Source organism: Agrococcus phoenicis, assembly GCF_047302415.1.
Classification (GTDB): domain Bacteria; phylum Actinomycetota; class Actinomycetes; order Actinomycetales; family Microbacteriaceae; genus Agrococcus.
On record NZ_CP154854.1, the window covers coordinates 302009 to 314044 of the forward strand.

Annotated in this window: 9 protein-coding genes and 1 tRNA gene; 7 read left to right on the forward strand and 3 right to left on the reverse strand. The window is 72.5% G+C overall.

What is annotated here, in order from left to right:
- The first annotated feature begins 24 nt into the window (after window positions 1–24).
- The 3 genes from galU to AA0Z99_RS01495 all read left to right on the forward strand — a co-directional run bounded on the left by galU (window position 25) and on the right by AA0Z99_RS01495 (window position 4002).
- Complete coding sequence (gene galU, locus AA0Z99_RS01485; protein WP_413318790.1) at window positions 25–918, forward strand: UTP--glucose-1-phosphate uridylyltransferase GalU; 894 nt, start codon at window positions 25–27, stop codon at window positions 916–918.
- Window positions 919–1555: 637 nt separating this feature from the next.
- On the forward strand, window positions 1556–2554 hold the full coding sequence (gene rfbB, locus AA0Z99_RS01490) for a dTDP-glucose 4,6-dehydratase (RefSeq protein WP_413318791.1): 999 nt from the start codon (window positions 1556–1558) through the stop codon (window positions 2552–2554).
- A 5-nt stretch (window positions 2555–2559) separates the two neighbouring features.
- Window positions 2560–4002 (forward strand): sugar nucleotide-binding protein, encoded by a 1443-nt coding sequence (locus AA0Z99_RS01495; protein WP_413318793.1) that lies wholly within the window; start codon window positions 2560–2562, stop codon window positions 4000–4002.
- Between the two features lie 34 nt (window positions 4003–4036).
- Here AA0Z99_RS01495 and AA0Z99_RS01500 read toward each other — a convergent pair whose 3' ends face one another.
- Window positions 4037–6112 (reverse strand): acyltransferase family protein, encoded by a 2076-nt coding sequence (locus tag AA0Z99_RS01500; RefSeq protein WP_413318795.1) that lies wholly within the window; start codon window positions 6110–6112, stop codon window positions 4037–4039.
- A gap of 116 nt (window positions 6113–6228) precedes the next feature.
- Here AA0Z99_RS01500 and ahcY point away from each other — a divergent pair, with 116 nt between their 5' ends.
- Window positions 6229–7665: an adenosylhomocysteinase gene (gene ahcY / locus AA0Z99_RS01505; RefSeq protein WP_413318797.1), complete on the forward strand. Its 1437-nt coding sequence runs from the start codon at window positions 6229–6231 to the stop codon at window positions 7663–7665.
- A 63-nt stretch (window positions 7666–7728) separates the two neighbouring features.
- On the opposite strand, the gene AA0Z99_RS01510 is transcribed toward ahcY, so the two are convergent.
- Complete coding sequence (locus tag AA0Z99_RS01510) at window positions 7729–8217, reverse strand: MarR family winged helix-turn-helix transcriptional regulator (RefSeq protein WP_072314195.1); 489 nt, start codon at window positions 8215–8217, stop codon at window positions 7729–7731.
- Window positions 8218–8512: 295 nt separating this feature from the next.
- Window positions 8513–8583, reverse strand: a tRNA-Gln gene (locus tag AA0Z99_RS01515).
- 66 nt (window positions 8584–8649) lie between these two features.
- On the opposite strand from AA0Z99_RS01515, the gene AA0Z99_RS01520 reads away from it, so the two are divergent.
- The 3 genes from AA0Z99_RS01520 to AA0Z99_RS01530 are packed head-to-tail and all read left to right on the forward strand — an operon-like array spanning window position 8650 to window position 12026.
- On the forward strand, window positions 8650–9570 hold the full coding sequence (locus AA0Z99_RS01520; RefSeq protein ID WP_413318800.1) for a glycosyltransferase family 2 protein: 921 nt from the start codon (window positions 8650–8652) through the stop codon (window positions 9568–9570).
- 24 nt (window positions 9571–9594) lie between these two features.
- Complete coding sequence (glmU, locus tag AA0Z99_RS01525; RefSeq protein WP_413318801.1) at window positions 9595–11037, forward strand: bifunctional UDP-N-acetylglucosamine diphosphorylase/glucosamine-1-phosphate N-acetyltransferase GlmU; 1443 nt, start codon at window positions 9595–9597, stop codon at window positions 11035–11037.
- A gap of 11 nt (window positions 11038–11048) precedes the next feature.
- A complete protein-coding gene (locus AA0Z99_RS01530) occupies window positions 11049–12026 on the forward strand; it encodes a ribose-phosphate diphosphokinase (RefSeq protein WP_413318802.1) in 978 nt (325 codons plus the stop codon).
- Window positions 12027–12036: the final 10 nt, after the last annotated feature.

The window sequence follows — 12036 nt, forward strand, 5'->3', positions numbered from 1 at the left end:
GCCGGCCGAAGTAGCCTTGCCCACATGCCGCACTCCGTCACCAAGGCCGTGATCCCCGCTGCAGGGCTCGGCACTCGCTTCCTGCCGGCGACGAAGGCGCTGCCGAAGGAGATGCTGCCGGTGGTGGACAAGCCGGCGATCCAGTACGTGGTGGAGGAGGCGGTGCGGGCGGGCCTGCAGGACGTGCTGTTCGTGACCGGCCGCAACAAGAACGCGCTGGAGAACCACTTCGATCGGGCCACGGAGCTCGAGATGATCCTGACGAGCAAGGGCGACGCGCAGAAGCTCTCGCGGGTGGCGGAGTCGACGGACCTGGCGAACGTGCACTACGTGCGGCAGGGGGATCCGAAGGGGCTCGGGCACGCGGTGCTGCGCTCGCGCGATCACGTGGGCGGCGACTCGTTCGCGGTGCTGCTGGGCGATGACATCATCGATCACCGCGACCTGCTGCTGGAGCGGATGCTGCAGGTGCACGATGCGCGCGACTCGTGCGTGGTGGCGCTGATGGAGGTGGATCCGGAGCAGGCGCACCTGTACGGCATCGCGACGGTCGAGGAGACCGACGAGCAGGATGTGGTGCGGGTGCGGGGGCTGGTGGAGAAGCCGGAGCCGGGGAGGGCGCCGTCGAACCTGGCGATCGTGGGCCGCTACGTGCTGAAGCCCGAGATCTACCCGGTGCTGGAGCAGACGGCGCCGGGGCGCGGGGGCGAGATCCAGCTGACGGATGCGCTGCTGACGATGGCGGAGGACGAGGTCTTCGGCGGGCTCCACGGCGTCGTCTTCCGCGGCCGCCGCTACGACACGGGCGACCGGCTCGACTACATCAAGGCCAACGTGCAGCTCGCGGTCGAGCGCGAGGACCTCGGGCCGGGCCTGCGCGCGTGGCTCACGGACTTCGTCGAGGGCTTCGAGCGCTGACCCCGCCAGCGCCCGCCGCCTCCGCCCCCCGCCCCGCCCCCGCACCACGCACCCCGCACCTCGATTGGCGCCTCCCGCGCCTGAGTGGCGCCTCCCGCGCCTGAGTGGCGCCTCCCGCGCCTGACTGGCGCCTCCCGCGCCTGACTGGCGCCTCCGGGACTTGATTGGCGCTTCCCGCGCCCGACGGGCGCCTCGCGAGGATGCGGGGCGCTCTCCTCAGCTGCTGCCGCCGTGTCCTCCCTGCGTGCAGAAGGCGCCCGTGACTGCCGGGAGCGCCACGCACCGCTGGAGGGCGCCACTCAGGCGCGGAGGGCGCCACTCAGGTGCGGGCGGCGCCACTCGACGTTGGGAGGCGCCACTGAGGTGTGGGAGGCGCCACTCAGGTGCGGAGGGCGCCACTGAGGTGTGGGAGGCGCCACTCAGGTGCGGAGGGCGCCACTCAGGCTCGGGGGGCGCCACTGAGGTGTGGGAGGCGCCACTCAGGTGCGGAGGGCGCCACTGAGGTGTGGGAGGCGCCACTCAGGCGCGGAGGGCGCCACTCAGGCGCGGAGGGCGCCACTCAGGTGCGGGAGGCGCCACTCAGGGACGGAGGGCCGGAGCGCCGGAGCGCCGCTGCGCCGCCAGTACGCTGGGTGCCATGAGCAAGCTCCTCGTGACCGGCGGCGCCGGCTTCATCGGTTCGAACTTCGTCCACTACGCGATCGCCAACACCGAGCACGACGTCGTCGTGCTCGACAAGCTGACCTACGCGGGCGACCCGGCGACGCTCGAGGGCCTGCCGGAGGATCGCGTGCGGCTCGTCGTGGGCGACATCGCCGACCCCGAGGTCGTCGACGGCCTCGTGGCCGAGGCGGATGCGGTGGTGCACTACGCCGCGGAGTCGCACAACGACAACTCGCTCTCCGACCCCTCCCCGTTCGTGCAGACCAACCTGATCGGCACGTTCACGCTGCTCGAGGCGGCGCGTCGCCACGCGACGCGCTTCCACCACATCTCGACCGACGAGGTCTACGGCGACCTGGAGCTCGACGACCCGGCGAAGTTCACGCCGGAGACGCCCTACAACCCCTCCAGCCCCTACTCCTCGACGAAGGCGGGCTCCGACCTGCTCGTGCGCGCGTGGGTGCGCTCGTTCGGGCTCGAGGCGACGATCTCGAACTGCTCCAACAACTACGGCCCGCGCCAGCACGTCGAGAAGTTCATCCCGCGGCAGATCACGAACGTGATCGACGGCGTGCGGCCCCGCCTCTACGGCGCGGGCGAGAACGTGCGCGACTGGATCCACGCCGACGACCACTCCTCCGCGGTGCTGCGGATCCTGGAGGCCGGCCGCTCGGGCGAGACGTACCTGATCGGCGCCGACGGCGAGAAGAGCAACCTCGAGGTCGTGCAGGCGATCCTGACGATGATGGGTCAGGACGCCGACGCCTTCGACCACGTCACGGACCGCCCCGGCCACGACATGCGCTACGCCATCGATGCCACGAAGCTGCGCGACGAGCTCGGCTGGGAGCCGGCGTTCACCGACTTCGAGGCGGGGCTGCGCGACACGATCGAGTGGTACCGCGCGAACGAGGGCTGGTGGCGCCCGCAGAAGGCGGCAGCGGAGGCCAAGTACGCGCAGGCCGGGCACTGATCCGCATGGGCGAGCTGGAGACGGGCAAGCAGATGCGGGTGCGGGAGACGCCGATCCCGGGGTTCCTGGTGATCGACCTGCCGGTGCACGGCGACAACCGCGGCTGGTTCAAGGAGAACTGGCAGCGCGAGAAGCAGGTGGCGCTCGGCCTGCCCGACTTCGGGCCGGTGCAGAACAACATCTCCTTCAACGCGCAGCCGGGCGTCACCCGCGGCATCCACGCCGAGCCCTGGGACAAGTACGTCTCGGTGGCCTCCGGCCGCGTCTTCGGCGCGTGGGTCGACCTGCGCGAGGGCCCGTCCTTCGGAGCGACCTTCACGATCGAGATCGACGCCTCGGTCGCCGTGTTCGTGCCGCGCGGCGTCGGCAACGCGTTCCAGGCGCTCGAGCCCGACACCGCCTACACCTACCTCGTCAACGACCACTGGTCGGCCGAGGCCCAGGGCGAGTACACGTTCCTCAACCTCGCCGACGAGACGGCAGCGATCGCCTGGCCGATCCCGCTCGACCAGGCGGAGCTCTCGGACAAGGACCGCGCGCACCCGATGCTCGCCGAGGTGTCGCCCATGCCGCCGCGCGCGACGCTCGTGATCGGCGCCAACGGCCAGCTCGGACGAGCGCTGCGCGAGCTGTGGGCCGACCGCACCGACGTCGAGTTCGCGGGGCGCGACCGCATCGACCTGGCGCGACCCGAGACGCTCGAGGGCATCCGCTGGTCGTCCTACGGCACGATCGTGAACGCGGCCGCCTCCACGGCGGTGGATGCCGCGGAGACCGAGGAGGGTCGCCGCGAGGCGTGGGCGGTCAACGCGACCGCACCCGCGCGGCTCGCCGCCGTCGCGACCGCGCACGGCCTGTCGCTCGTGCACGTCTCCAGCGACTACGTCTTCGACGGCACGAGCGACCTGCACGCCGAGGACGAGCCGCTGAGCCCGCTCGGTGTCTACGGGCAGTCGAAGGCTGCCGGCGACCTCGCGGTCGCGGCGACCCGCAAGCACTACATCCTGCGCACCTCGTGGGTGGTCGGCGACGGCAAGAACTTCGTCTCGATCATGGCGGGGCTCGCCGAGCGGGGCATCGACCCCTCGGTCGTGAGCGATCAGGTGGGCAGGCTCACCTTCGCCGCCGAGCTGGCGCGCGGCATCGACCACCTGCTGACCACCGGCGCCCCCCACGGCGTCTACAACCTCAGCAACGATGGCGAGCCGGCGAGCTGGGCCGACATCGCGCAGCGCGTGTTCGCGCGCCTGGGGCACGAGCCGAGCCGCGTCTCGCCCGTCTCGACCGAGGCGTACTACGCGGGCAAGGAGGGCATCGCGCCGCGGCCGAAGCAGAGCGTGCTGGACCTCTCCCGCATCATCGCCACCGGCTTCGCGCCGCGCGACCAGCACGAGGCGCTCGACGCGTACGTCGATGCGCTCGCGGAGCAGGCGCGCGCCTCCTCCTGAGTCGCCTCGCGTCGCGCGGCGACGCCCCTCGGCCTCAGGGCGCGGGCGGCATCGCGCCCGCCGCCACGAGCTCGCGCTCGAGCTGCCCGGCGAGCGTGCGCGCGTAGCTGCCGGTCAGGTGGCTCCCATCCCGGAAGACGACGACGCCGTCGATGACCGGGAAGCACCGGCTGCTGCCGCAGATGGCGTCGTTGAGGTCGACGACGTCGGCGCGCGGCTCGAGGAGCGCGGCCTCTGCCTGGCCGGTGCCCGCCCGCTCGAGCGCGGGCGCGCGGTCGAACTCGCAGGCGCCGAGCGACTGCGGCTCGTTGCGCACGCAGTCGTCGATCGAAAAGCCCGCCGCCGGGGTGTCGCGCATCGCGACCACGCTGCCGCCGCGATCGAGCACGGCGCGCCATGCTGACGCCATCCCGGTGCCCAGCGACGCGCCCGCTGCCTCGTCGGGCACCACCCCGCCCTCCCAGGCGTTGGTGGGCGCGTTGCTGGTGATGACGAGCGAGGGCCGCTCCCGCTCGAGCACCGCTGCGACCGCCGCGTTCCACTCCATGCAGGCCGCGTAGGGCAGGCCGCTGCCGGACATCGCCACCTCGCTCGCCGTGAAGGGGCACCCGGCCTTCGTCATCGCGAGCACCCGCCAGCCGTGCTCCTCGGCGAGCGCCTGCACGGTCGGCACCCACTGCGTCGCGTGCGAGTCGCCCACGACGACGACGAGCGGGCCCTCGTCGCCCCAGCGGCACTCGACCGCCTCGGTGACGGCAGCCTGCACGTGGCAGCCGTCGGCATAGGTCGCCGGGAGGTCCGCGTGCAGACCCTCCGGCGCGGGGACGTAGCCGGTCACCGGCCGGTCGGCGATCGCATCGGCCGTCGCGCCCGCCGGGATCGACCCGGCGCCGCCCGCTGTCGCCCCCGGCCCGGGGTAGCCGGGCACCTGCGACAGCGAGGGCGCGGCGGCCGCTGCCGCGCCGACGATGAGCACGGTGGTCGTCAGGCAGGCGGCCCCCAGGACGATCCCGCCGCGCACGCTCGACCACGGCATGCGCGGGGAGCGGGAGCGCAGCGGCTCCTCCACGAGCCGCCAGGTCAGCCACGCGAGCGCGAGCGTGGCGGCGACGAGCAGCAGCGTGCGCCAGGAGAGCAGCGTCGTCGCCTTGTCGTAGGGGTTCGTCAGCACGATGAGGGGCCAGTGCCAGAGGTAGATCGAGTAGGAGATGGACCCGATCCACTGCACCGGGCGGAGCGCGAGGGCGCGGTGCACCAGGCTCGGGCGCTGCGGGCTGTCGCTGCCGCCGGCCCAGAGCACGAGCGCCGTCGCGAGGGTCGGCCACCAGGCCGCGACACCGGGGAAGGGCGTCGAGCCGTGCAGCACGACGAAGGAGACGCCCGCGGCGACGACCCCCACGAGCGCCACGGGCCCCGCCGCGCGGCCGCGGAGCGCAGGCACGACGGCCACGAGCCCGCCGAGCGCGAGCTCCCACAGCCGCGTGGGGGTCGTGAAGTAGGCGGCGGCGGGATCCGCGGCCGTCCACAGGATCGACGCGACGGCGGAGCTGAGGATGACGATCAGCACGATCGCGCCGGACAGCAGGCGTCGGCTGCGGCGCCAGCGCGCGGCGAGGACGGCTGCTGCGGCCATGAGGAGCGGCCAGAGCAGGTAGAACTGCTCCTCGACGGCGAGCGACCAGTAGTGCTGGAAGGGCGAGGGCGAGGCGAAGCTCTGCAGGTAGTCGGTCGACCCCTGGGCGAAGTGGAGGTTCACGACGTAGAGGGCGGACCAGAGGGCGTCGGCGGAGAGCTCCGGCCTGCGCGTCGCGGGCAGCGCCAACCAGCCGGCGATGAGCGTGACGAGCAGCACGAGGGTCGCGGCGGGCAGGATGCGGCGGCAGCGCCGCGCCCAGAAGTCCGCCAGCGCCGCCCGGTCGAGGGTAGGCCGCTCCACGAGCCACCGCGTCATGAGGAAGCCCGAGACGACGAAGAACACGTCGACGCCGGCGAAGCCGCCCGGCAGCACCGTCGGGTCGAGGTGCCACACGAGCACCGCGAGCACGGCGATGGCGCGCAGCCCCTGGATGTCCTCGCGGTGGGTGCGCTGCACGGGGAGGGCGGCGGTCACCGCTGCCGCCCCTGCATGCCGCTGCGGTCGACCCTCACGCCGAGCGATCGTACGCGACCCGGGGCAGCGCGCAGCGCGACGCCCGGGCGGGCGCCGCGGGTGGGAGGATGGGCGACATGACCGACACCGCACCCCGCATCCTCGAGCACCACGTGCGCGACCTCGGCCTCGCCGAGGCGGGCCGTCACCAGATCCGCCTCGCCGAGCACGAGATGCCCGGCCTGATGGAGCTGCGCCGGCGCTACGCCGACGAGCAGCCGCTCGCGGGCCAGCGCATCGCCGGAAGCCTGCACATGACGGTGCAGACCGCGGTGCTGATCGAGACCCTCGTGGCGCTGGGCGCCGAGGTGCGGTGGGCGAGCTGCAACATCTTCTCGACGCAGGACGAGGCGGCTGCGGCGATCGCCGTCGGCGACGGCACGCCCGAGGCTCCGAGCGGCGTGCCCGTCTTCGCCTGGAAGGGCGAGACGCTCGAGGAGTACTGGGCGTGCACGAACCGCATCTTCGACTTCGAGGGCGGCCCGACGCTGATCCTCGACGACGGCGGCGACGCCACGATGCTCGTGCACCGGGGTCGGGATGCGGAGCTCGCCGGGGCAGCACCGGTCACGCCCGAGGGCGCGCCGGAGGAGCTGCGCGTGATCGACGCCCTGATCGCCCGCACGCTCGCGGACGACGATCGGCGCTGGACGCGCATCGCCGAGCAGCTGCGCGGCGTGACGGAGGAGACGACCACGGGCGTCCACCGCCTCGAGCAGCTCTTCGCGGAGTCGCGACTGCTCTTCCCCGCGATCAACGTCAACGACTCGGTGACGAAGTCGAAGTTCGACAACCGCTACGGCATCCGCCACTCGCTGCCCGACGGCATCAACCGCGCCACCGACGTGCTGATCGGCGGCAAGACCGCCTTCGTGGTCGGCTACGGCGACGTGGGCAAGGGCGCGGCGGAGGCGCTCCGCGGCCAGGGCGCGCGCGTGATCGTCTCCGAGGTCGACCCGATCTGCGCGCTGCAGGCCGCCATGGACGGCTTCCAGGTGGCGCGCGTCGAGGACGCCCTCGACGTGGCCGACATCTGGGTGACGACGACCGGCAACGAGCACGTGATCACCCTCGAGCACCTCCGGTCGATGAAGCACCTCGCGATCGTCGCGAACGTCGGGCACTTCGACAACGAGATCGACGTGGCCGCGCTCGAGCGCTCCGGCGCGGAGCGCATCGAGATCAAGCCGCAGGTGCACGAGTGGCGATTCGCCTCCGGCCGCGCGATCCTCGTGCTCTCCGAGGGGCGGCTCATGAACCTCGGCAACGCCACCGGGCATCCGTCGTTCGTGATGTCGAACTCGTTCTCGAACCAGGTGCTGGCGCAGATCGAGCTGGCGACGAAGGACTACGAGCTGGGCGTCCACCGCCTCCCGAAGGTGCTCGACGAGGAGGTCGCGCGCCTGCACCTCGACGCGCTCGGCGCCCGGCTCACGACGCTGCGGCCCGAGCAGGCCGCCTACATCGGCGTGCCGGTCGAGGGCCCCTTCAAGCCCGAGCACTACCGGTACTGACGCGCCGCCCGCGTCCGCCGGTCGAGGGGCGAGCGGCGGAGCCGCACGCGTCACGAGACCCGCTCAGAGCATCGCGCCGGCCAGCACGCGCAGCAGCTCGGCCAGGCGCGCCTGGTCGTCGGCGGGGATGTCGCGCAGCAGCCGCCGCTCGGCCTCGAGCAATGCGTCGAGGGCGACGTCGACGCGGTCGATGCCCTCGTCGGTGAGCGCGACGAGGCGCACGCGGCGGTCGGCCGAGCCCGCGACGCGCTCGACGAGGCCGGATGCGACGAGGTTGTCGATGCGGTTCGTCATCGTGCCGCTCGTCACCATGGTCTGCGCGATGAGGTCCTTGGGGCTGAGCGGGCCGTCCTGACGGCGCAGCGCCGCGAGCACATCCCACTGCCACGGCTCGAGGCCCGCCTGCTGGAACGCCTCCGCGCGCACGCGCCCGAGCTGGCGCGAGATGCGCGTCATGCGGCTGAGCACGTCGAGCGGCGAGACGTCGGCGTCGGGGCGCACGTGCATCCACTGCTCCATGATGCGATCGACGTCGTCGCGGTGCGCGGCCATGCAGCAAGTCTCGCACTCGGCTCGTCGCGCTCCGGGCGTGTCGGAGCGGCGGGGCTTCGAGACGCGTGCGGCTGCGCCGCGCTCCGCAGCCGGCGGGGGAGGTCGTCTGGTCCGCCCTTCCTCGCTGCGCTCGGAACTGGCGACGTCGCAGACGACCCACCGGGTCGTCTGCTCCGCCCTTCCTCGCTGCGCTCGGAACTGGCGACGTCGCAGACGACCCACCGGGTCGTCTGCTCCGCCCTTCCTCGCTGCGCTCGGAACTGGCGACGTCGCAGACGACCCACCGGGTCGTCTGCTCCGCCACCAGGATTCGAACCTGGACAAACGGCTCCAAAGGCCGCTGTGCTGCCGTTACACCATGGCGGATCGCGGCTCCCAGGGTAGTCGGCGCAGCGGCCCCGCGTCGGCAGGGAGAGGGGGCAGGATGGGGGCATGCGCTCGACCGCCGCCGACATCGTCGCCGTCGCCGTCACCTTCCGGCCCGACGAGGCCGCGATCGGCGACGTGCTCGAGCGCGCTGCGGCGCAGGTCGGCACCCTCGTGGTGCTCGACAACGCCAGCCCGCCCACCGACGGCCAGCACTGGCTCGACCGCGTCGTGCTGCCGGCCGGCGTCGAGCTCGAGCGCTCGCCCACCAACGTCGGCCTCGGCGCCGCCTACAACCGCGCCGCCGCGATCGCCGCCGAGCGCGGCGCGCGCTTCGTGCTCCTGCTCGACCAGGACTCCCAGCTCGACGACGGCTGCGTCGACGCCCTGCTGCGCCACGCCGACGCGCGCGCGGCGCTCGGCCCGCTCGGCGCCGTCGGCCCCACCTTCGTCGACGCCCGCGACGGCGAGCGGGCGCCGTTCGTGCGCTTCGGCTTCCCGCTCAACCGCAAGGTGCACGCCCCGCCCGGCGGCGACGTCGACGCCGACTTCCTGATCTCCTCCGGCTCGCTCATCCCGCTCTCCGCGATCGCGGCGGCCGGGCCGTTCGACGAGGGCCTCTTCATCGACAGCGTCGACATGGAGTGGTGCTTCCGCGCCAAGGCCGCCGGCCTGCAGCTCGTCGGGGTCGCCGACGCCCGCATGCTGCACACCATCGGCGACGAGCTCGTGCGCCTGCCGGGCGGCGGCACGATGTTCGTGCACTCGCCGCTGCGGCTCTACATGATGACCCGCAACCGCGTCGCGCTCTGGCGGCGCGAGGGCACACCGCCCGTCTGGACGGCGCAGGACGTGCCCCGCATGCTCTTCAAGCTGGCCCGCATGACCGCCTTCGCCGCCCCGCGCATCCGCAACGCCCGCGCGATGGCGCGCGGCGCCCGCGACGGCTGGCGGGGTCGGCAGGGGCCGCCCCCCGCGCGCGGGTAGCCTGGGGGAAACCGAACGCATCCGATGGGAGAGAGCGTGCCTCAGGTCGCCGTCATCGTCCTCGCCGCTGGCGCGGGCACCCGCATGAAGAGCCGCACGCCGAAGCCGCTCCACCCACTCGCGGGCAAGCCGCTCATCGCCCACGTGCTCAGCACCGCGGGCGAGCTGCACCCCGAGCGCATCGTGACCGTGGTGCGCCACGAGCGCGAGCGCATGGCCGCTGCCGTGCTCGAGTTCGCGCCGCACGTGCTCATCGCCGACCAGGACGACGTGCCCGGCACCGGCCGCGCGGTCGAGCAGGGCCTCGAGGCGCTCGCCGACTTCGACGGCCACGTGGTCGTGCTCTCCGGCGACGTGCCGCTCATCGACGCCGACACGCTCGGCCACCTCATCGAGCGCCACGAGCGAGAGGGCAACCAGCTCACGCTGCTGTCGGCGCACCTGCCCGACCCGACCGGCCTCGGCCGCATCGTGCGCGACGAGGCCGGCGTTTTCTTGCGCATCGTCGAGCAGAAGGACGCGAGCGAGGCCGAGCGCGCCATCGACGAGGTCAACGGCGGCATCTACGTCTTCGACGCGACCGCGCTGCGCGCCGCGCTCGGCACCATCGACCGCGACAACGCGCAGGGCGAGATGTACCTGACGGACGCTGCGGTGCGGATCCAGGCGACCGGCGGCCGCATCCAGGCCGTCCCCGCCGCCGACACCTGGGCGATCTGGGGCATCAACGATCGCGTGCAGCTCGCCGCCGCCGCGCACGAGCTCAACGACCGCATCATCCGCCGCTGGCAGCGCGAGGGCGTCACGGTCGTCGACCCGGCCTCGACGTGGATCGACGTCGACGTCGCGCTCGCCGAGGACGTCACGATCCTGCCCGGCTCGCAGCTGCACGGCGCGACCGTCGTCGCCGCGGGCGCGACCATCGGCCCCGACACCACGCTCGTCGACACCGAGGTGGGGGAGGACGCGGTCGTCAAGCGCACCGACGCGACCCTGTCGGTGATCGGCGCCCGCGCATCCGTCGGCCCCTGGGCCTACCTGCGCCCGAACTCCGTCATCGGCGAGGGAGGCAAGATCGGCACCTTCGTCGAGACGAAGAACTCGCAGATCGGCGCGGGCAGCAAAGTGCCCCACCTGTCCTACATCGGCGACGCGACCATCGGCGAGGGCGTCAACATCGGCGGCGGCGCGATCACCGCGAACTACGACGGGGTCGCCAAGCACCGCACGCAGATCGGCGATCAGGTGCAGACCGGCGTCCACAACAGCTTCGTCGCGCCCGTTACGATTGGTGCAGGCGCGAAGACCGGAGCCGGCGCGGTCATCCGCAAGGAGGTCGAAGCCGGTGCGCTGGCGATCTCGGTCGCACCGCAGCGCAACATGACGGGCTGGGTCGCCGCGAATCGTCCCGGATCGAAGGCAGCCGACGCAGCAGCGGCGGCGCAGCACGAGGCACCTGAGGCCTAGGAGGCACCCGAGTGGGATCGATCGTCGCGAAGAACCGCAAGCACCTCGTCCTGGCGACGGGTCGCTCGCACCCGCAGCTCGCGAGCGCCGTCGCTGCCGAGATCGGCACCGAGCTCATGGACGTCGACAGCCGCACCTTCGCGAACGGAGAGATCTACGCGCGCTTCGAAGGCTCGGTGCGCGGCTCCGACGCGTTCATCCTGCAGTCCTACTGCCGGCCGGTGAACGAGTGGCTCATGGAGCAGCTCATCATGGTCGACGCGCTCAAGCGCGCCTCGGCGAAGCGCATCACGGTCGTCATGCCGTACTACCCGTACTCGCGGCAGGACAAGAAGGGTCGCGGTCGCGAGCCGATCTCGGCGCGCCTGGTCGCCGACCTCTTCAAGACCGCCGGCGCCGACCGCATCATGTCGATCGACATCCACGCCTCGCAGATCCAGGGCTTCTTCGACGGCCCCTTCGACCACCTCTTCGCGATGCCGGTGCTGCTCGAGCACTTCAAGCACACGGTGGACCCCGAGACCCTGACGGTCGTCTCGCCCGACATGGGCCGGGTGCGCGTCGCCGACGTGTGGAGCGACAAGCTGGGCGCGCCGCTGGCGATCATCCACAAGCGCCGCGACCCGCTGGTGCCCAACCAGGTCTCGGTGCACGAGATCGTCGGCACGGTCGAGGGGCGCACGTGCCTGCTCGTCGACGACATGATCGACACCGGCCGCACGATCGTCAAGGCGGCGGAGGCCCTGAAGGCCAACGGGGCGACGAACGTGATCGTCGCGGCCACGCACGCGATCTTCTCCAACCCGGCATCCGAGATCCTGAACGCCGACGTGATCGACAAGGTGGTCGTCACCGACACCCTCCCGCTCGGCGACGATCAGCGCTTCGAGAAGCTCGAGGTGCTCTCGATCGCGCCGCTGCTGGCGCGCGCGATCACCGAGGTGTTCGAGGACGGCTCGGTCACGAGCCTGTTCGACGGCGCCGCCTGAGCCGCGGCGG